At 41.9% G+C, this 18,640-nt stretch carries 20 protein-coding genes and 3 pseudogenes; 10 read left to right on the top strand and 13 right to left on the bottom strand.

All coding sequences use genetic code 11. The features are described 5' to 3' along the window. Nucleotides 1-23 precede the first annotated feature (23 nt). The 5 genes from ACYVJM_RS14065 to ACYVJM_RS14045 form a co-directional block, all read right to left on the bottom strand. Entirely contained in the window at nucleotides 24-1,259 is a 1,236-nt protein-coding gene (locus tag ACYVJM_RS14065) for an AAA family ATPase (protein ID WP_461148867.1), read from the bottom strand. 221 nt (nucleotides 1,260-1,480) lie between these two features. Then, on the bottom strand, nucleotides 1,481-1,774 hold the full coding sequence (locus tag ACYVJM_RS14060) for a helix-turn-helix domain-containing protein (RefSeq protein WP_461148866.1): 294 nt from the start codon (nucleotides 1,772-1,774) through the stop codon (nucleotides 1,481-1,483). Nucleotides 1,775-1,838: 64 nt separating this feature from the next. After that, nucleotides 1,839-3,179 carry a hypothetical protein gene (locus ACYVJM_RS14055; protein ID WP_461148865.1) on the bottom strand — a complete coding sequence of 447 codons (1,341 nt, stop codon included), beginning with the start codon at nucleotides 3,177-3,179 and terminating at the stop codon, nucleotides 1,839-1,841. Nucleotides 3,180-3,305: 126 nt separating this feature from the next. Then, nucleotides 3,306-4,871 carry a ribosomal protein L7/L12 gene (locus tag ACYVJM_RS14050; protein ID WP_461148864.1) on the bottom strand — a complete coding sequence of 522 codons (1,566 nt, stop codon included), beginning with the start codon at nucleotides 4,869-4,871 and terminating at the stop codon, nucleotides 3,306-3,308. A gap of 657 nt (nucleotides 4,872-5,528) precedes the next feature. After that, the gene (locus tag ACYVJM_RS14045; RefSeq protein WP_461148863.1) at nucleotides 5,529-6,896 is read right to left on the bottom strand and encodes a site-specific integrase; all 1,368 of its coding nucleotides are present in this window, start codon (nucleotides 6,894-6,896) and stop codon (nucleotides 5,529-5,531) included. Nucleotides 6,897-7,575: 679 nt separating this feature from the next. Here ACYVJM_RS14045 and ACYVJM_RS14040 point away from each other — a divergent pair. The 3 genes from ACYVJM_RS14040 to ACYVJM_RS14030 are packed head-to-tail and all read left to right on the top strand — an operon-like array spanning nucleotide 7,576 to nucleotide 9,364. Further along, nucleotides 7,576-8,577, top strand: coding sequence for a hypothetical protein (locus ACYVJM_RS14040; protein WP_461148862.1), 1,002 nt, complete (start codon nucleotides 7,576-7,578; stop codon nucleotides 8,575-8,577). Between the two features lie 13 nt (nucleotides 8,578-8,590). Continuing rightward, the gene (locus tag ACYVJM_RS14035) at nucleotides 8,591-8,926 is read left to right on the top strand and encodes a hypothetical protein (protein ID WP_461148861.1); all 336 of its coding nucleotides are present in this window, start codon (nucleotides 8,591-8,593) and stop codon (nucleotides 8,924-8,926) included. Nucleotides 8,927-8,938: 12 nt separating this feature from the next. Continuing rightward, the gene (locus ACYVJM_RS14030) at nucleotides 8,939-9,364 is read left to right on the top strand and encodes a hypothetical protein (RefSeq protein WP_461148860.1); all 426 of its coding nucleotides are present in this window, start codon (nucleotides 8,939-8,941) and stop codon (nucleotides 9,362-9,364) included. A 13-nt stretch (nucleotides 9,365-9,377) separates the two neighbouring features. On the opposite strand, the gene ACYVJM_RS14025 is transcribed toward ACYVJM_RS14030, so the two are convergent. Then, nucleotides 9,378-10,826, bottom strand: a complete 1,449-nt coding sequence (locus ACYVJM_RS14025; RefSeq protein WP_461148859.1) for a sigma 54-interacting transcriptional regulator — start codon at nucleotides 10,824-10,826, stop codon at nucleotides 9,378-9,380. A gap of 132 nt (nucleotides 10,827-10,958) precedes the next feature. Between ACYVJM_RS14025 and ACYVJM_RS14020 the strand changes: the two genes are divergently transcribed. The 6 genes from ACYVJM_RS14020 (at nucleotide 10,959) to ACYVJM_RS13995 (ending at nucleotide 15,028) form a co-directional block, all read left to right on the top strand. Further along, complete coding sequence (locus tag ACYVJM_RS14020) at nucleotides 10,959-12,227, top strand: DUF2130 domain-containing protein (RefSeq protein WP_461148858.1); 1,269 nt, start codon at nucleotides 10,959-10,961, stop codon at nucleotides 12,225-12,227. A 59-nt stretch (nucleotides 12,228-12,286) separates the two neighbouring features. Next, on the top strand, nucleotides 12,287-12,916 hold the full coding sequence (locus ACYVJM_RS14015; protein ID WP_461148857.1) for a BrxA family protein: 630 nt from the start codon (nucleotides 12,287-12,289) through the stop codon (nucleotides 12,914-12,916). Then, on the top strand, nucleotides 12,913-13,056 hold the full coding sequence (locus ACYVJM_RS14010) for a hypothetical protein (RefSeq protein ID WP_461148856.1): 144 nt from the start codon (nucleotides 12,913-12,915) through the stop codon (nucleotides 13,054-13,056). The genes ACYVJM_RS14015 and ACYVJM_RS14010 overlap by 4 nt, the downstream gene beginning before the upstream one ends. Further along, a complete protein-coding gene (locus tag ACYVJM_RS14005) occupies nucleotides 13,053-13,382 on the top strand; it encodes a hypothetical protein (RefSeq protein WP_461148855.1) in 330 nt (109 codons plus the stop codon). The genes ACYVJM_RS14010 and ACYVJM_RS14005 overlap by 4 nt, the downstream gene beginning before the upstream one ends. A gap of 215 nt (nucleotides 13,383-13,597) precedes the next feature. Further along, the gene (locus tag ACYVJM_RS14000) at nucleotides 13,598-14,377 is read left to right on the top strand and encodes a hypothetical protein (protein ID WP_461148854.1); all 780 of its coding nucleotides are present in this window, start codon (nucleotides 13,598-13,600) and stop codon (nucleotides 14,375-14,377) included. A 270-nt stretch (nucleotides 14,378-14,647) separates the two neighbouring features. Next, nucleotides 14,648-15,028, top strand: coding sequence for a helix-turn-helix domain-containing protein (locus tag ACYVJM_RS13995; RefSeq protein ID WP_461148853.1), 381 nt, complete (start codon nucleotides 14,648-14,650; stop codon nucleotides 15,026-15,028). Nucleotides 15,029-15,429: 401 nt separating this feature from the next. On the opposite strand, the gene ACYVJM_RS13990 is transcribed toward ACYVJM_RS13995, so the two are convergent. The 4 genes from ACYVJM_RS13990 to ACYVJM_RS13975 form a co-directional block, all read right to left on the bottom strand. After that, nucleotides 15,430-15,624, bottom strand: a complete 195-nt coding sequence (locus ACYVJM_RS13990) for a hypothetical protein (protein ID WP_461148852.1) — start codon at nucleotides 15,622-15,624, stop codon at nucleotides 15,430-15,432. A 49-nt stretch (nucleotides 15,625-15,673) separates the two neighbouring features. Next, nucleotides 15,674-15,928, bottom strand: coding sequence for a hypothetical protein (locus tag ACYVJM_RS13985; protein ID WP_461148851.1), 255 nt, complete (start codon nucleotides 15,926-15,928; stop codon nucleotides 15,674-15,676). An 89-nt stretch (nucleotides 15,929-16,017) separates the two neighbouring features. Then, nucleotides 16,018-16,182, bottom strand: coding sequence for a hypothetical protein (locus ACYVJM_RS13980; RefSeq protein ID WP_461148850.1), 165 nt, complete (start codon nucleotides 16,180-16,182; stop codon nucleotides 16,018-16,020). Between the two features lie 83 nt (nucleotides 16,183-16,265). Beyond that, nucleotides 16,266-16,469, bottom strand: a complete 204-nt coding sequence (locus ACYVJM_RS13975) for a hypothetical protein (protein WP_461148849.1) — start codon at nucleotides 16,467-16,469, stop codon at nucleotides 16,266-16,268. Nucleotides 16,470-16,719: 250 nt separating this feature from the next. Here ACYVJM_RS13975 and ACYVJM_RS13970 point away from each other — a divergent pair, with 250 nt between their 5' ends. Continuing rightward, nucleotides 16,720-17,457, top strand: a complete 738-nt coding sequence (locus ACYVJM_RS13970; RefSeq protein ID WP_461148848.1) for a ComEC/Rec2 family competence protein — start codon at nucleotides 16,720-16,722, stop codon at nucleotides 17,455-17,457. On the opposite strand, the pseudogene ACYVJM_RS13965 reads toward ACYVJM_RS13970, so the two are convergent. The 3 pseudogenes from ACYVJM_RS13965 to ACYVJM_RS13955 form a co-directional block, all read right to left on the bottom strand. Continuing rightward, nucleotides 17,426-17,645 (bottom strand): annotated as a pseudogene (locus ACYVJM_RS13965) (IS3 family transposase); the annotation flags it as partial. The gene ACYVJM_RS13970 and the pseudogene ACYVJM_RS13965 overlap by 32 nt on opposite strands. A gap of 91 nt (nucleotides 17,646-17,736) precedes the next feature. Then, nucleotides 17,737-18,243, bottom strand: a pseudogene (locus ACYVJM_RS13960) (IS3 family transposase); the annotation flags it as partial. Nucleotides 18,244-18,323: 80 nt separating this feature from the next. After that, nucleotides 18,324-18,620 (bottom strand): annotated as a pseudogene (locus ACYVJM_RS13955) (transposase); the annotation flags it as partial. Nucleotides 18,621-18,640 lie beyond the last annotated feature (20 nt).

Below are 18,640 nucleotides of genomic sequence, written 5' to 3'. Positions count from 1 at the left end.
CTTTAGCAGTTGGCAGTATTGTTTTACTCAATTGGGGTGAGTTTGAAAAATTGGTTTCGACCTTCTTTGTAATCGGCCAAACGAACGGCGCGGCCCTCCTCATCATACATTGGTGGCTGTTGCTCAACAATCGTTTTAAGCCGTTCGCGTATCGTTGCGTTTTTGGCTTTAAACTCTGTTTCTAAAATTGTCCAGACTTCATTTTTGGGTAACGGCCCTTCAGATAAAAGGCTTAGTAGCCGGTCGGCAATGTCTTCAGTATCCGCCTTGTGTTTGCGGTGGTTGATGTGAGCCGCTACTTGATCGGCTTCAGCCAACGCTAACCCGTTGACCTCCTCTTTATATTGCAGATAAACGGGTTCGGGTCTTTTGCCGCGTCTTAGCTTCAGATACCGCAACCGTATCAGGTCGGTATCGTTGCCGCTGGCATCTTTTTCAAAACCAATTTGTAAGGCTGTACTTGCTTTATTGGCCGCTTCTGTTCCGGTATGCCCTCTGGCTTTTTCGGTTCCTGGGTTTTGGTGAATAACCAGTAAAAAGGTTGCGTTATGCTTATCGCACAGGTTGCCGATAAAGTCATATAGTCGCATGGACTCTTTAGCGTCGTTAAAGTCTCCTACCGCGTCTGTAACCACATCAATTAGGCAAAATAGATGCAAGGCTGTCTGTTCTCTAACGTGGCTTAGAAAGGCTTCTATAGCGTCGAAACGGTGACCGCGTTCAATTGCTTTGATTGACGTAAACCGAAAGTCAACGGGTTGATCGGTTAATGTGTAACCAGCTTTTAATTTTATGCCTTGGATGGCAAAGGGCAATTCCTCGCTTTGGTTGCGTTCTGTGTCAATGTAGCATACACAAAACCGCTCTAACGCTGCCCGGTCAAATCCCATAAATTTCGGGTCATTAGGTTCGTTGGCTAACATAAGAGCGGCCAATAATTCAGCAAGTCTTGATTTGTGGCTACCGTATGCCCCTTGAATAATATTGATAGTACCCCGCCCTATAATGCCTGTTTCTAGTCGGCTTATAAGCGGAGGACTAAACACTACACTACGGGTTGCGGCATCACTTACTAGTCTTTCCCGTTCTAATAAATGGTTAAGGTGTTGCGCTTGCTGTCTGGCGCGTTTGTCTTCGTTTGGAGTATGTTGCTTTACCTCATCGACGGAGAAATTAAGATTGGCTGTTGCGGCCAACTCTTCATCCGACATATCAAAAATAGGCGGACGGTATATATCTTCGTCCTCTTGAAATTCCATAAAAAATGAGTTTTTAGCCGGGTCAATGTCACCACACATTGACCCGGTTTGTTTTACGTGGGGTTAGTCTTGATCGGAGGGGGCAGGGCCAAAAGGCAGGTCGTCAGCTTCTGCTTCGTTAGATTCGTCTAAATTGACGGGTGGCTTATAGGATGAAGCATAAAGGCTAATAGAAACGTCAAGCGTAAGCAAAGCCAGTATTAATAAGGTTAGGGCCGTATTCATAGCTCAAAACCTCCTTTTTGTTCGGCGCGGTTGCCCTCATCCAACCATGTTATTAATTCACTACGGCGGAACGTTAAACGGTTCCCCCTCTTCTTATGGGGTAATTTCCGCTCTGATACGAGTGTGTAGATACGGGCGGCAGAAAGTCGGGTGACTTGCCGGGCCAATTCGATACCGCCTATTTCGTCGGTGTCTGTAGGGTTAGTACTACGTAAGAGTTGTAGTACTTCTAAGGTCAACGCTTCTAAATTATTTAACCGGGCGTTGATCGGCTCAAAAGGATTACTCATTGTCTACTATCGTTTTTGTTTGACAGTAGCAAATAGAGGAGGTTAAGTATTGGTGAAGTAGTGGTTACAGCGGTTCACCAATATAACCAGCAAAATCTCTTCCGTAGGATTTAGGAGGGGTACTAAATTTTGAATTTGTTGTTGTTTGAGAAGTTCCAGCAAATTGTGGAAATACAACATGAAGAAATTCAATAAAGGAAGGGCGTTTATATTTTGTGCCAAATAACTGTTTATGAAGCCTATAGTATGTGTAACGTATATGCTCGTTTGAGATTCCCGTTTGTTTTATTGGTAAAATTGGGTTTGGTAGGCTATCTGTTCTTACTAAATGATTGGTGTAGGTAATTAGGCGTTCAAAATCTTTGCGGTTCATAATGAATTGTTTTTGTGGATTCAATCCGCCTAAAGGAGCAAGAATAAACTGAACAAGCTCTTCCTTTTGTGCTTCAGTGTATGGTTCAAGGACAAGTTTTTTTGGTTGAGGTGCGGGGGCTTCAATTGTTGAAAGTATCTCTTGTTCAATACGGGTTCTGCGTTGCGCCATATCCTTCTCGGATTGCACTACTATTCTAGCTGCTGTATCCTTTATGGCTTCAATGAACTCAGCCATAGGGACGTCGGTAAACTCGGCGATATGGCCTGAATGGTATTTACTTTTAAACTCGTCCAATACGTTACAACAGGCATATTCAAACCGTTGGGCATAATCTTCATAAGGGATAGGCTTTAATTCTTCGGCTAGCCATTTTTGCCAACGTGCTATAACCTCATCCATTTTTGCAAAATGGGTTTTATTCCATTCGCCTATATTCTTTAATCTTTGCTTGACTTCTGAGTCTTCAGGTAATGACAAAATAAATTCAGCGAGATTTGAGCTACTTTGAGAAGACTGTATCTGTAATGACTCTGGGGGTTGCAGTCTAAATAATGATGATTGTAACATTTGTTTTAAATCAACCAACCAATCTAAAAAGCTTGAAATACTAAATATGACGTTCCATATAGCTGCTTTGTCAGCTTCGACTTCGTTTATATCAATATCGCTTGTGTAGACTTGACATAAGTACAAATAATCTATACAGTTCTGAATCTCATTAAGTTGATCTTTGATTCTGTTAATATTAACGGACTTATCATTTAGGAAGTAATTAAAATCAGGATCTAGTCGTATATTACTCAATACCTCTATATCTTGATAAAAATCTAATTTTTCGTAACGATAAACTGCTGCTAAAAATTCGTCGGGTTTTAGTCGATCTGCCTGATTCCATAAGTTTTTTAGCATCAGGTTAGTGCGTGGAAACAATCGAGACAGTTTACCCGGTAAGGCCGTCAATAGACGATTTAAACGCAAAAGATATTCGTCTAGGTTGGGGAAAGCTTTCCACTCTTCAGGTAGTTCCAAAATTGAAATATAGTTTTCATTGATCCGTGAGTAGGTCTGTAAAGTCAGCTAGGTTAAATTATGCTATTCCTAAGCCCAAGGCCTGATGGAAACACTTTACGGACTAATTTACGAGTCAATATTACATTACCTATAATAAACAGTAGCCCCTGCTTCTTCAAACATTAACCTATATTTTTCTTGTTCTTCGGGAACCACATCTTTTAATAATACAGCTGGAGAGTCTGAAGTAACTGAATCAACTAGGTCTTTAGATTCCTTAAGACCAAAGCCAGTTATATCTTTTGTAAGCTTCACAACAGCTAATTTGCCTGGCCCTGTGCTAGCCATAACTAAATCCTTAGCAAATCTATATGTACTCCCTTTAGAGTATGAATTGAAACCTTCCCTTTTAATAAACTCTGGCAAATAATAATTTTCTATATTATCACTCTCAATGCTGATACTTTTTGTAGCAGAGAAATACTCATTTAATCCTTCATCTCGAAGTTCTAAATTCAATCCTAAAACAGTAGCTTTTTTTAAAAACTGAGAAAAACTAGGTTCAGCTACAAGTTTTGAATATGAAGCATTGTAGCTTAGAAGCTTTTCTATCTCTTCTCCGGAAAAATTCTCGTTAACGGATATTTTTTTTAACAGGTCAACGCAGTCTTTTAAATTATTAGAATAGTAATCATATAAATCAGTGAATTGTATTTGCAGGATCAAGATAAAGGCTAAGATCTCGTTGTTTAAATTGACATTCCTAAGGCCAACGTTCTTTTCTTCATCAAATATGGCTTTTATGAAATTATACGAATTTATAAAACGTTTAATCTTTCTAGGATTATTTTTGCTTCCCGCTGAGATAAGCTTAACTATATTTATCTCATGTATGCCTCCTGATATTCTATTTGTATATTCTTCTATGTTCTTTTCAGATGGAACTGGCAATGCAAATGATAGTTGCACTATTTTCTCTAGATAATCTTTACCAGAAAGTTTATAAGACTTACCATACCTTTCTGCAATGGCTTCCTGAATTACCAAGCTATCTATACCTATTATAAAAATTGTCTTAGGAACTGATAAAAATAATTTAATAGATTCTAAAACTCTAATTATACTATCTGGTAAACATCTATCTAAATCGTCAATAAATATAATAAGTCTTTTATCCGCTGAATACTTATCAACTAGTTCAGTAAAAATAGATTCAAATTGATTTATAAATTTTATATTTTCTTCTTTGATATCAGTGTATACTTCTACCAATTTATTAAGATCAATTGTGTCGTTTGTAGCGGTAGCTAGCAGTTTAGATAAAACCATTTTACTCAACCCTTTCGCAATGCCTATCGAAAGGTCTTTAATATCCTCCTTACTCTCCTGTTTTTGAAAGCTAAATAATATTGTTTGTATAAGGGCAAATAATAATTCTTCCTTACCATCATACTTCCATGGATTAAAAACAACTACAGGATAACCATCATCATTTAGCTTACTCGCCAATTGCATCATTAAAGTGCTTTTGCCAGTGCCCCATTCTCCTAACACTCCTATATTAAATGGAGTCACTGTATTTGGCGAAGTAATTATTTTGTGTAAGGCATTGACATAACTTGAGTAACCAAGTAAATCAGCCTTCGATGGCGCATCAGCTACAACTTTAACTGAATATTTTCCATCCTTACTTGAAACAGAGTTGTTCATATTTATCAAAAGCTATGTAATTATTGTTTACCTTAGTTAATTTAAAGTAACTTTTTTAAAACACAACATTGTTGTACTTAATTTATATGATTTTGAAAGCTTAACTTTTAAGCTGGTTGTATCACAATAATTAGTTGCTAGCAGTCATAATTATTGAAGGTAATAAATTATTTTATAAAGCAATCGAGTAAGGGTAAAGACTATATAATTTTGTATGTCAATTTTAAGAAGACAGTTTGATTGTGTTGCACTCGGATTAACACCAGCAGCTTGATAGGGATAATCAGTTATGTTAATACAAATAAGCTGATCATAGTTAGCCAATTAAGGCCCAATATAAACCGTCTAGAAAACTGTTTACCTATGCGATTGAGATGGTCTACAAAGGAGCAGAAAGGACTATATCTACTTTACATAACAAATTTCTATACCGAACTTTTTTTATAGGGTATCATTTTAAAGCACAATACCCGCCATCTGATACACTTCTTATTAATCCGTGAATTAGTCTGTAAAGTCTTTGACCTATAGAAGTCGCTTGAGTCTATCTCAGACGATAACACTCGTCTATAAACTTTACGGACTTACTCACGGATCAATAAAGTAAATAATAAATTCGGCTAACTCTAAATACGCCTACTGATGCATAAAGCTATTTTATAGCAAAGCATCGTAAGCAGAATCGACAGTTTCAGACGCGAACGAATCCAAGTAGATAGCAGTAACTGCTTCTGTCTTATGTCCCATTGCTTGACTGATAACGGCGGTAGCTGTGCCTTTTTGCCGTAAAGCTGTAGCAAATGAATGTCGGGCAACGTATGTAGTTAACGGGGTATCTATTCCCGCCCTTTCACCAAGCGTTTTTAGCTCTTTATTTACCTGACCTAAAATCTTGTGAAGACGGTTATCAATCTGTTTTTCGGTCGGATGCTGCTTTGTATTGAGAATAGGAAAAACGTAGCTGTCTGGCCCGTTGAATGTATCAGGCTTGTATTGCTCAATAAGGGCAAGTGCTGGCGGTAATAGCCGAATCGAAAACTTACCTCCTGTTTTTTGCCGAACATAGCTTAGCCGGGCAAAACCTTCACTATCGGTTGAAATGTTCCGCCAACGAAGTTTAGCTAAATCGACAAAATTGATTCCTCCACAATAGAAAGAAAACAGAAATACGGCCCTTGCCAGTGTTAGCCGTTCAATTTCGGCGGCATTCTTTTGACCTGACCATTGCCCGGTGGCCGTACCTATTGGCACAAAGTTTTCAACCTTGCGTACATCGTCCCGACTAATAGCCCGTTTTTGTGTTGAGGTATCAAACTTGCCAATACTGAATTTATGCTTTTCGGCCACATTACGAGCAAAAGGGTATTGTTCTGGTTTGGCTACACCTTCGGCAATAGCCCTGTTAAATACGGCTCTTAACGTTCGGTAGCGATTGCTTAGGGTGGTATCTGTATTACCCCGTTGCCGGAAAAAGGTTTCCAACTGATTACAGAACCGTACTGATACGTCGCTAAAAGGAATGTCTTTCTTTTTGGGGCCGTGTAATTCTTGCAGGAAGTCAGCAAGCTGGTTTTTAAGATCGCGGTATATAATGCTATTTCCCTTTTGACGAGCCGCAACCATAGCTGTAGCGAGTTCTTCAATGTACGCCAATAACGTAATGCTACGGGCCTGTTTACGGCCTTCTATAGCCTTACTAGCTACTGCTTTTGTGTCATGCACTTCGTCAGCATCCGCTAACGTTGTGGCGGCTTTGGAGTATGCTTTTTCTTTTCGGTCTAACTTATCAATTAGATCGCTTCGATATGGATCAGGATAGCTTTTACGTATAGCATCCCGATAGTTACTGTGGCTATCATTCCAATACTTCGGGTGCAAACTGTATCCGGTCGCTACGTATGTTGTTTTTCGGTTCTTCGTAATACGAAGCCAGAACGGGTGTGACCCATCAGCGAGCGTTTTAACGTTGCGGTAAATGATCTTTACTGTGGCCTTACCTTCTTTAGATTCTGTTGTCCGTGACATTGTTGTACCCAACGTTTTTAGGTACAACGTTAGGTACAACAAATATAATAAATGACACTATACAACAACAGATCATAATATCCTAATACCTCACAACTACTTGATTTTTAATGATATAATAATTAAAACCAAACAATAATTTATCTAAACGGTACGCCTTACAAGCAGAGGGTCGGCGGTTCGAACCCGTCAACTCCCACTAGTAAAAATTAAGCACTTAGCATTTAATGTTAAGTGCTTTTTTGTTTTCGGTTTACACGCTGGTTTACACAAACTGATTAAGTAGCAAGCATCAGATTCGAAGGGTGGAACTACGTTGTATGTCTATAGACGACAACTTTTCCTTTCCCTTACTAATTTTACTTTAGCCTATTTTATGGTTGCGCTAACATGTCATGATCCACTAAGCAATCCGAATCCATAATAGAAGTAATATCTTGACTGGGTTAACAGACGTACTTAAAAGTAAAATCAGGACATTCAGTCATCTATCTTATATGTGGCTGAATGTAAACTACCTTCCAATCAATTTATCCGGCTTCATTTATCTTACACAAAGATTCTGATAGAACAAATTGTAAAAATTTCAGAATTTAGGGATAGGTAATATGATCATTGGTTTTTGCTTTCTTTGACTTGACATACTACTTATAGAATCTCACCACAGTTCAGCTAAAGAATGGGACGCATTATTTCCGTATTTAATGATTATAGCCAGCTAGAGAACCGTATAACTAATTACTGTGGTCTGCTACTGAAATTGATTTATGAAGATAGTCCTCGTCGATTTAGCGACTTGCTCGACAAGTTGACAGAGGGTGAAGGGAATCTCATTATTGGTCCTGTATTTGAACAGCAGCAAAAGCAGAAGCGCAGTATCCCTGATCTGATCATTACTCAGAAAGCCTTCACAATCGCGGTTGAGAATAAACTAACTGACTGGTTCTATGACGATCAGTTGACTAATCACCTACAGGGTTTACAAAGCCAGCATGGTAAGTTGATCCTTTTTCTCCTCAGCAATTTTGAGAGCGATCCGCGTGAGAAGTTTCAACAGCAGATTACGGAAGCTAAAAAGAAGAACATTCTGCTAATACCCATCAGCTATGAGGATTTACTTATAGCCTTAGAAAGAGTTTGTGTCACCGACTACCTAAAAGGATTATTAGATGACTTCCGGGAGTTCATTGATTCGAAGGGCCTTCTTCCTCGATGGAAGTATATGCTCGATGTGGTAAACTGCGCTGGTACGATGTATGAAATAGAAGCTGGTGTTTATCTATGCCCCGATACGGGTGGAGCGTACCGGCATAAACGCGCTCGTTTCTTTGGCCCTTATGCAAACAAGGCTGTACGTGAAATTTTTGAAATCGATGCCGTAGCTACGGTCAGCACCGGGTTAGAAGAAGTCACCTTCAAGTGGATTAACCGCCCTGACGCTGACAAAACTATGTTGGAAAGTAAAGCACGTGAGCAGGTAGCACGCTTTCGTTCTGAAGATAATAAGCAAACACCAACACAGGTTTTCTTATTGGGGCCAAGTGCCAAAACTAATTTTAGAAAGGATTCACCAAAAGGTATGTTAGCCTCTAAACTCTATTTCTGGGATATAGCCACAGGCTATACAAGTGCGGATGAGTTAGCGGCATATTTAGACGGTAAGGGCTGGAGTCAATTCTAATAAGCAAGAAATCATGATTTGGACAGCTTGGAATAACGGGGAGCATCATGTTACAGGGGGCGGATATGGATTTAAAATAGACAGTGATGATCGTGACCGCTTCTTTGACCGCGGGCAGGGATCGGTTATTGTCATCCTTCCCTCGCAACCTGAAGATATTCAGGTTGTGGTAAACACGAATAAATCGTCATTCTGGAATGAAACGTGTCGGGAGTTGATCAATAAGAAAATTGGTCACTGGTTTATAAAGAACAATCACGCTCACTGGCCAGCGGGAAAGCCACCAAAATTTGATGTACGAAGCGAAGCCGGTGGTAAGTTTAGAGTAATTGGACTTGTTAACCCTTGAAAGCAATCGTTTATGGCAAATTATCAGACCGGCATTGCCGCTGAATTCTACGCTTTATCAGCACTTTATAGATTAGGTCTAGATGCTAACATGACACTTGGTAATCGAAAGGCCGTTGATATCCTCGCTATTAACGAGCATGATGTGTCAATTACTATTGACGTAAAGGGATTGGCCGGTAAGACAGGATGGCCAGTCGATAATGTCAAAGAAGGCAAGCGTACACACTTCCTGATCTTCATCTGTTTCCTGGGCACCATTGAAGACCTTCAAAGCTTACCTGAGGTATATGTCGTGCCTTCGCTTGATTTGCCGCAGTTAATATACCAGGCTCCGGGTGGTCGTAGGCTTGTTCAGCTCAGCAAACTTCGACAGGCAGGCAACCAGTACAGAAATGCCTGGTCGCTAATCACAGAACTATTACCTCTAGAACGCTAGATAATACATTCGTCTATTCTACACGCTTCTGAATACCATAGTCTGTAAGCTTCTTTTTGAGTGTATTAATTGATCCGTAGCCCAATGCCTGACAGGCTTTCGCTTGATTACCATTGAAATGATGTAAGGTTCGCTCGATTAGTTGTTTTTCATGTTTTTGCCATTCAAATGTTTCTATTTCATCCGTAGTCATTTGTAGCATACGCTTAGGCAGATCGCTGAGGCTGACTGTTATGTCACAGAAAATATAAAGTGATTCAATTACGTTTTCCAACTCCCGTAAGTTGCCCTTAAAAGGGTACTCCATCAAAAAAGACAGTACTTCAGGTTCCAATTGCAACGCATCAGGTCGACTAAAGGAAGTTTGCTTTTGGTTTATGAAAAAGTCAATCATCGCAACCCGTTCAAAAGCGCTTCGTTCACGCAGGCTCGGCAACTCCAGCTCCACAACGGCGAGCCGATAAAACAAATCCCATCGAAACTTACCCTGCTGGCACAATTCGATCAGATTTCGGTGAGTAGCCGCTACAATACGTACGTTGACCCGCACAGGTTTGGTCTCGCCAACGGGCAAAAACTCACGCTGTTGCAGTACCCGAAGGAGTAATTGCTGCATATAAATCGATATGTCGCCAATCTCATCTAGAAAAACGGTGCCCCCATCCGCTTCTGCCAATAACCCTTTTGTCGTTTCAATGGCACCCGTAAATGCTCCCTTCTTATACCCAAATAAGCGTGACTCTAACAGATCATCACTCAGAGCAGAACAGTTTAACGTGACGTAGGACTGACTCCGACGACTCGATTGCTGATGAATATAACTTGCCAGGTGCTCTTTGCCGGTTCCGCTTTCGCCGTAAATCAAACAGGTGACATGATCGGTTTGGGCTACTTTTAGTGCCCGGTCATAAATAACCTTAATTGAATCGGTAAGCAGATAATCCGTGGTCGGCTTTCGTCGGTTTAGTAACTGCTCCCGGATAACTGCCGAATAAGGGGTGGTGGATTGTTCAACCTGTATATCAAGAACCTCCGCTTTACCACTCGCCGTCTGATTAGCCCGTCGCGTTTGCAGCAGCCGGGTCTTCAACCCTAACGTTGTGTGGCAGATATACCAGGACAATTGCATAATCGACGTTCCCGGCGAGAAGAAGATGTCGATCTCCATGTCCTTGAACTCAAGCAGCAATGTTTCCACTTTGGTCTTCACCTCCTGAAGATCAATAATATCGTGAATGGCCATATAATGAGGCTCAACAACACGGGCGGGCCATTCTCGGCTCAACTCATTTAACAAAAATTCGAAACCCAGATCATTCCCTTCAGACCCAGACGACAGTAAAACATGTCGATCATAACCCGTATAGAAGTTCTGATAAAACGTGTAGGTCGGGCCTCCTCTATTGACTTTGCCTTCAAAGAAATCATTTCGGAAGGCATTCCAAGAAATCAGTATTTTCATATCATTAATTGATAGCAAAAAGTCATTTTTTGACAGTGATTATGTATATTTTGACCAATATATGGCAATAAATGGATTGGCCGGTCTTTTGCCAATAAGTACATATCTCACATTTAACGCCCTTCTCATAGTATGACGACTGTCATTGCCTGTACTACCTGCCAAACCGAAATCAATGTCGAGCAACTACTTGCCGATAAAATCACGAACCAACTGAGGGCTCAACTCCAGGACGAGCAAAAAAAACGTGACGATGCTCATGCCGAACGGGAACGGACCCTAAACGATCGTATTCGGGAGTATGCCCGCCAACAGAAAGATCTGGAAAAGGAGGTCAATGAGCGGGTAAAGGTCAAAGAAAATGACCTTAGGACACGTCTTCGTCAGCAGTTGGAAGCCGAGCAGGCACAGACAGTGAAAGGGCTACAGGAGGAAGTTCAGCGGAAATCCGGCCAGATCAAGGACTTGCAAAAGAAAGAGTTAAGTCTACTCAAACTTCAAACAGAGTTAGACGAAAAACAGGCCGGTATTGACCTACAGGTAGCCAGAAAAGTAGCCGAAGAACGCACCGCTATTGAAGCCAGGGCTCGACAGGCTGAACAGGAAAGTCAACAGTTCAAGCTTCGGGAAAAAGATGAGCTGTTAGAGTCGATGAAGAAAAAATTCGAGGACATGCAACGCCGTATGGAACAGGGCTCGATGCAGACCCAGGGCGAAGTAATGGAAACGGCCATTGAAGAGCTGCTCGCAACCCATTTCCCATATGATGAGGTGGAACCCATTGCCAAAGGATTAAACGGGGCTGATGTCATACTGTCGGTTAATACCCGAATGGGGCGCTCCTGCGGTCGGATTGTCTTCGAAAGTAAGCGCACCAAAGCGTTCAATTATGCTTGGCTGGCCAAACTTCTGGACGACCAGCAACGACACGGCGGTGAAGTGGCGGTATTGGTAACCGAGGTCATGCCAAAAGAACTAACTCAGTTTGGCCTTTTACAGGGCGTTTGGGTTTGCTCTTACCGGGAGGTAGCTGCCTTAACAGCCGTGCTGCGCGAAAGCCTGTTTCGAATGTCCGATGTGCGGTCTGCTCATGAGAATCGGGGTGAGAAAATGCAGTTAGTATATGACTACCTGATTAGTAGCCAGTTTCAGCAACAGATAAGCGCAACGGTACGGACGTATACCGAGATGCAGCAGCAATTGGAAAAGGAAAAGCGGCAGACCATCAAAGCGTTTAAGATACGGGAGAAACAACTGGAGACGGTTGTCATGAATACAGTACAGGTATTTGGGGCGTTTAAAGGGATTGTTGGTAAGGAATTAGTCGACTTCGATGAACCTGAACTCGTCCCTGCCGATGAGATGCTAATGCTGGACGAAACGGAAAGTCAGACAGCCTAATCTGTTATCTTTGCCGTTTAGTAGGGCCGACTATTCCCACTAAACGGCAAAAAAGACAAATGGCAACTCCGGAAAAATTATATAATGCGTCGTACACATCCGGCGGCTTGCTACAACGCGAAATAACTGCCTTATTGCCCTTGATCCTGAATAATGAAATTAGCGATGGCTTTCGGCAGGAGAAACGCGAGAATCAATTATTGCAGATCAACTCGGAAGAGGCCAGGCGTAGAATAGTTGATCAGGTGCGTAAGCGAGTTCGCCATGTGAATACAGATGTGTGGGTTGTGTATGAATCAGCAACCGAAGTCGAACAAAGCCTTTTACTTTACTACGTTTGTTTGAAGACCTACCGGCTGCTGCGTGAGTTTCACTTCGACATACTGGTGGCTCGCTGGCGCTCCCTGCAACGAACACTGGACGCTTACGACCTGAAACAAAAGCTGGACGAACTGGCAACCATCTATCCTGAAGTGGATGCCTGGACCGAACTAACGAAGCGAAAAATTGTGCAGGTGAGTCGACTAATGATGGTTCAGGCTGGCTTTATTGCAGGCACCCAGATTCAGAAACCCGCCATCGCTAACGCCTTGTACGAACAGTTTGTCCGGTGGGGTGATAGCTGGATGCTCGAAGCCTCCCTCCTCAACGAATCAGAACGAAACACGATTATCAACGAATCAATATGACGCCCGACGAGCTCTACGACAAGTTGTGCGACAAAGGATTTAGGGAGTTTCAAACGGGCGATCTGTTCTCCCGGTACTACGTTTATCTGTATCCGCCCGATCAGGAATATCTGGACATTTTAAATATGACAGTATCATGACTCGTGTCCAGATAGGCGATTTTATTGCCGTTCGACTCGAACAGCGTGCAGGCAAAGAAGGTACTTTTTGGGTACCTTTAGTTGTAAAGCCGACTCAGCAAACGCCACCCGGCGAAATATACAAAGCGTTTTCCGGACCGGTTAAACGGCCTTCAGATAAACCCTTTGGTTTTGTCGATGATGTATTTGTCCCTCCTTTTCTACTAAAAGGAGCAGCCAATAGGGCAATTATAAGCGGCCAGGCTTTTTGCTCATTTGACAAATTGAAAGGCAAATATGGATGGAAGGCTATTTCAGGCGTAATTATCAATGGAAGCGCTGAATGAAACTTCATAAAGTTTCATTCAGCGCTTCCTGATGTTTAGAATTATGCTTTAGTAACTATAGCTGTGTCAAAAAAGCTATTCCGAAAGCATAATAAGAATAACTCACGTGCATCCACCTTTATCAATTATACTTACACAACCTAAATCTATTTTACACCCTGTTTATTTAATTCATTTCGTTACAACACTATCGAATAGTCAAATCCGCTTAGAATATGACATTCGACTGGGATGAATACTTTGACCGCAAACAAAACTTACTATTCAACGTATGGGTAAGCGCCTATGAGAAGCAAGTTGCTTCGGCAAGACACAACGAGCTTGCCAGTTTCTATTACGCTATGCCTTATCGTACGATTAAAATTCAAACCAATCCATTTGACGGTTTAAATTTGTCTAGTAATGAAGATGAGGAGGTTTTTAATCACATGGAAGCCAACTTTTTTAAGAACGTTTTTGAATCGTTCAAGATGAGGTGGCTATTAACTACAGATCAGCCAGTTACTAGATTCATCTACCAAGACCTTCTCAATATAGTCCATCTATATCTAGTCAATCTTTTTCTAAAAGTAAATGACTGGGATATGGTAGAGAAAGCAGACGCTTTAGCCAACGCATTCATTTCAAACAGACGATTGATTAAAAAGAGCATACTACGATGGCTTGTGAGAGGCTTCGCGGCAGAATGTATGGAACACTATTTAGAGAACAAGCTTACTATTTTCGAAGCAAAAAATGACTTGCTCGACCTACTTGATACTATTAATGTCAGTGATTACATAGGCGTTTCGCCCAAAAAGAATAGCGGCTCTATCGTAACCGAGCAAAACTCGTTGGATAAATTTATCGATGGTCACCTTAAATCGGTGAAAACCGTTTTGCCTAAAAGAGAAAAGACTATTGAGAACCATCTTGAAATTTACTCGGATTATCTATTGTATATAAATAAAGGCTTTAGCCCCACAATCAGTATACAAATGTTAATTAATGATTGAAAAAAAGAGGGCAAAACGATAAGTCTAAGTAGAGTGCTTAGTGCGCTTAATACTGCATTGGCATATAAAAATACTTCTAATTTAGATTAAGACCTTATTGACAAAGAATGTAATAATCTATGAATAAGTAGATTACAACAAAAAAGTACTTTTAATTTAAATAGTTTACTTTTAATTTATCTTAGCACTTTTAATATAGCCTTTTACCAATCTTTACTTCTCGAATTTTGCAATGTCCTAATTAAATAACTATCCAAAGGACATGATGAAATGCACAACAAAAGCACCTTCGAAGCTCTTGAACTATGGTTTCGTACGCTCATTCGAGAAGAAGGTCAAAAAGTCCAGCACAATAAATACGTGCCTACTGACATCCCCATTCACGACCGCGTCGGCGGGATCAAACTTGCAGAAGAAATTACAGGATTTGCTCAACAAAGTATTTACAACTTAGCAAGTAAAAGAAGAATCCCTCATTCGAAACGCAATGGTACGCTCGTATTCAGCGAGGAAATCCTACGCGATTGGTTACTCGAAAACCAACGACCTCTACAAGACGAATCTATTGATTTCGCTCACCCATTTACCGCCACTACTCGGCGTAAAGGGGTGAAACGAGATGCCGTATTAGACACCAGGCGTAGCCTTTAACGCACTAGAATCCTTATATCAGGATTTCAGTAAGCGTGCAGACGAATACGCAGTAAAGGAAAATGGAAATCAAAATTTCATTGAAGTACGCTACAAGGAGTTAGCTCAAATGTATGAAGCATTAGAAGTTTTAGAGCCAACTTGTCAAGATGCGATCTGGCGTAAAATAGCTAGTGATGTGAAACAGATGCGTGAACGTGATAGCTCAATGGGTGGAGTAATAATTGAACTTCAATTGAAGCCAAATGGCACTAACTATGGACACTTAAACTACACTCCACATGCGGATACTACCCACTAGGCATGTTACTAGCGATAGCCAAATGGGGGTAGTAACAAACTCCCAGCAAACACCAAGAATACCGATAACGTCTGGCAAGGCAATACCCTTGTTTTCATCGTCACCTACTTTCCCGGAAGATATTTACGAAACCTTGCCGGGTAATCTGGAAGTACTCGCAGATCCATTCCCACGTAACGTATCGATCATCCTCCATATCCGCCAGTTCTTTTTTGGTCTGGGCCAGCTCCTGGCTCACCCGCTCGTAGTCTTCAATCAACTGGGGCAATTTTAATAAGGCTTGAAAAGGATCCACTTATATCAAGAGTTTAGCTGACCGTTATTGGTTCACATTAATACAACCGTTATACCTCTTCAGTGTCAGCAGCGGCCCAAATGGCCTCGATGGATACGTAGGTGAGCGTCCCCACCTGGTCATCCTGAACGGAATCATGTACAGTTCCGTGGGTAAACTGAAAAGGAATGCCGCTCGGATAGGCATCGCAAACCGGACGGGTGCGCCCATCGACTTTTCCGGGGCGCACGTACAGGCAGCCCGAACAGGCGCTCATCCGAAACACTGGCCCATCGGCGATGAACTTATCTTTAGGGTTTTCCATAAGAGTCATCAATGTCCTTCGACTTACTTGCCAGGGACATCTATGTAATTTAAGGAAAATACATGACCTACTAAAATGACGCCAGTTATTTAGCCGGGGATGACCATAAAGACATCCACCCCCTCCTGATCAGCCTGTACCTGGACATGCGCGTCCGGCCCGCCAAAGACAATCCGGTCCGGGATTTCATCCGGGTAGGCGTAGCAGGTCATCTTCCCTTTTTCGCCCTTGTAGTGAGCGCAGTAAAAGCACATAGGGATGCGAAAAACGCGCAGGCCAGTCAGATCATTGGTCATATTTAAACGGCTTTTACTTTATGAGCTAGGGCGGTGCCGGTTTACAGAGTAGACATAAAAACGGCAGTGCCCTGCTGATCAGGCTCCACCTGGTCATGTACGTCATTAGTGAATAACCAGCGCTCGGGGATTCCACCAGGATAAGCATCGCAGGAAGAGTTTTCTAGGCGAAACTTACAAAACGCGCAGGCTGAGAGCGAGGGAATATCAGGCTCCAGCCACTCTATTTCTCTTTGAGCTTCCATTCTGCAAGATACGAATATTAGGTGTATTTGCCGTTTTGTAAAAAACCGTCATCTACCGGAATACACAAAGCATTCTTTATCTTCCCACAAGCCTTTGTGAAATTAGCCTCTTCTAATATTTCCGATTTATTCAAATAATACCCTGGCTTCAAACAAATAGGGGGTTCAAAGAAATCTTGATCCAACTAAGCCATTTTTTTTATCTTTATGTAATTGCATGAATCAGTTCTCTAAATCTTTATAATTTCAGTTGACTCTGTCTATAACCGCTTACTCTGTTTTCTGTGGGGATTGTCTGCTGATCAGTTACCAATCGCATTCCGAAATTCCCACTAAACATATTGTTGCCGACGCTGGCTATAGTAAGACCTACCATCGAACCTTATCAAAAGGTTTACAGCAACTTATCCTGAAATCAGAACGGGTTTCACTTTTCATATTAACCCATACAGATAATGACCATATCGGTGGGGTTATTCCTTTTCTTAAAGAAAATGGTACTAGTGAAGTCGATCAATTTTGGATGAATTACAACCCCGTTGACCTGATAGTCGATGAACAGGGGCCCGTAAGCGTAAGGCAAGGATTCAGATTACGCGATCTACTTTCAAAGCGTAAGAAGCTGAATAAAACACCTATTTTGGCAGGACAAATTCATCAAATTGATGGGATGACCCTACGCATCCTTTCACCTGATATCGAGCAATACGAGCAGTTTTTAGTTAAATGGAAAGCTCAGGAAAAATTGATTCAACAACGAAATCAAAAAGTGGGATCTTCTGTCTCAGATCATCAGTTACCGATTAACAGGCTAATCCAGCGTGACTTTGTTCCAGATAAGTCTTGGAGCAACCGTAGCAGTATTGCCTTCTTATTAAGCGTGGGAGATTTTACAGGTATGTTTACAGGCGATGCCCACGCCGATGTGGACTTACAACAGAATACTGGACAAAAATTTAAGCAACATGTTGACATTGCCTTTTATTGAATTCAACGGGCGAAAGATACCCCAGTGCCGAATGTCTTCGCTGGCGATTATACCGCACGGGCGGCCCCGCAAATTTCAATGTACTCAAACAAAGCCTGTTTGGCCATTTTAACCGTTATATAGTCCTGTTGGTAGACCAGTTCAGTCTTCAACGTTTTAAAAAAGCTCTCCGCTACCGCATTGTTCCATCGGACCGCCGAAGCAGCAATTTCCCCTCCCGCTCCTACTTTGTACTACGTTTGTGCTGACAGCTAGTTTATCCGTAAATGCATTGCATGCCTACTGAATGCCGCGATCTGAGTGGAAAATTAATTTATCGGCAACAGGTCTGTTTTTAATAGCCATCTTCCAAGCCGCAACACGGGTCTGACTAGCTTTCATCGACTCACTCAAGGCCCAACCTATGACTTGTCGATCAAACAAGTCCATGATGATCCTTAAGTACAGCCAACCTTCGCGGGTACGTATATACGTGAGGTCCGAGACCCAGGCTTTGCCAGGTTGTGATGGGTTAAAGTTCCGATCTAAATGATTACCGGCCACTGGGTAAGTATGGTTTGAGTCCGTTGTGGTCACCACATATTTCTTTTGAATGATGCTTTGAATCTGCGCTTTTTTCATTAGTCTGGCCACTCGGGGACGCGAAATAGCGTGGCCCTGACCGGTTAGATCCTGGGTAATTCTTGGACTGCCATATCGTCCTTTACTAGCTGTGAATGAATCTTTTATGAGCTTCAGTATGGACTCATTTTCTGTCTTTCTTTTACTGGGTCGATCAGCTAACCAATAATAATAGCCACCGCTCGGGCGGCCCCGTTCGGCTCACCTTCAGTCTCCGACACATCGTCTCAACAGGAAAAACCGATTCATGTGCTTTTATGAATCGGTTTTTCCTGTTGCTCCTGGTGAAGATGCCGACCGCCTTTTTTAAGATATCGCGTCGCTTCGGCGATCCGATCTAACTCGGCTTGTCTAAGTTCTTTTTTCAAGCGCTGAATCTCCTGTTGGTCTTGGCTCAACTGGGCTCGTCCGCTGGCATTAGTGCCTAATGAGCCTACTTTTTGACGTCGCCACCGGGTTAGAATTTGGGGCGTAATACCTAACTCAACAGCGGTCTCTTTTAGAGAGCCTTTAGCCATTGACAGCTCCACTGCCATCTTTTTAAATTCCTCCGGGGCCGCCC

The sequence above is a fragment of the Spirosoma pulveris genome (genome assembly GCF_054781875.1).
This window is presented reverse-complemented; position numbering and strand designations above follow the sequence as displayed.

What these genes read in the sequence shown, in the direction of transcription:
- ACYVJM_RS14065 (WP_461148867.1), bottom strand. Translation starts at nt 1,259, where the DNA reads ATGGAATTTCAAGAGGACGAAGATATATACCGTCCGCCTATTTTTGAT.
- ACYVJM_RS14060 (WP_461148866.1), bottom strand. Translation starts at nt 1,774, where the DNA reads ATGAGTAATCCTTTTGAGCCGATCAACGCCCGGTTAAATAATTTAGAA.
- ACYVJM_RS14050 (WP_461148864.1), bottom strand. Translation starts at nt 4,871, where the DNA reads ATGAACAACTCTGTTTCAAGTAAGGATGGAAAATATTCAGTTAAAGTT.
- ACYVJM_RS14045 (WP_461148863.1), bottom strand. Translation starts at nt 6,896, where the DNA reads ATGTCACGGACAACAGAATCTAAAGAAGGTAAGGCCACAGTAAAGATC.
- ACYVJM_RS14040 (WP_461148862.1), top strand. Translation starts at nt 7,576, where the DNA reads ATGGGACGCATTATTTCCGTATTTAATGATTATAGCCAGCTAGAGAAC.
- ACYVJM_RS14035 (WP_461148861.1), top strand. Translation starts at nt 8,591, where the DNA reads ATGATTTGGACAGCTTGGAATAACGGGGAGCATCATGTTACAGGGGGC.
- ACYVJM_RS14030 (WP_461148860.1), top strand. Translation starts at nt 8,939, where the DNA reads ATGGCAAATTATCAGACCGGCATTGCCGCTGAATTCTACGCTTTATCA.
- ACYVJM_RS14025 (WP_461148859.1), bottom strand. Translation starts at nt 10,826, where the DNA reads ATGAAAATACTGATTTCTTGGAATGCCTTCCGAAATGATTTCTTTGAA.
- ACYVJM_RS14020 (WP_461148858.1), top strand. Translation starts at nt 10,959, where the DNA reads ATGACGACTGTCATTGCCTGTACTACCTGCCAAACCGAAATCAATGTC.
- ACYVJM_RS14015 (WP_461148857.1), top strand. Translation starts at nt 12,287, where the DNA reads ATGGCAACTCCGGAAAAATTATATAATGCGTCGTACACATCCGGCGGC.
- ACYVJM_RS14010 (WP_461148856.1), top strand. Translation starts at nt 12,913, where the DNA reads ATGACGCCCGACGAGCTCTACGACAAGTTGTGCGACAAAGGATTTAGG.
- ACYVJM_RS14005 (WP_461148855.1), top strand. Translation starts at nt 13,053, where the DNA reads ATGACTCGTGTCCAGATAGGCGATTTTATTGCCGTTCGACTCGAACAG.
- ACYVJM_RS14000 (WP_461148854.1), top strand. Translation starts at nt 13,598, where the DNA reads ATGACATTCGACTGGGATGAATACTTTGACCGCAAACAAAACTTACTA.
- ACYVJM_RS13995 (WP_461148853.1), top strand. Translation starts at nt 14,648, where the DNA reads ATGCACAACAAAAGCACCTTCGAAGCTCTTGAACTATGGTTTCGTACG.
- ACYVJM_RS13985 (WP_461148851.1), bottom strand. Translation starts at nt 15,928, where the DNA reads ATGGAAAACCCTAAAGATAAGTTCATCGCCGATGGGCCAGTGTTTCGG.
- ACYVJM_RS13980 (WP_461148850.1), bottom strand. Translation starts at nt 16,182, where the DNA reads ATGTGCTTTTACTGCGCTCACTACAAGGGCGAAAAAGGGAAGATGACC.
- ACYVJM_RS13975 (WP_461148849.1), bottom strand. Translation starts at nt 16,469, where the DNA reads ATGGAAGCTCAAAGAGAAATAGAGTGGCTGGAGCCTGATATTCCCTCG.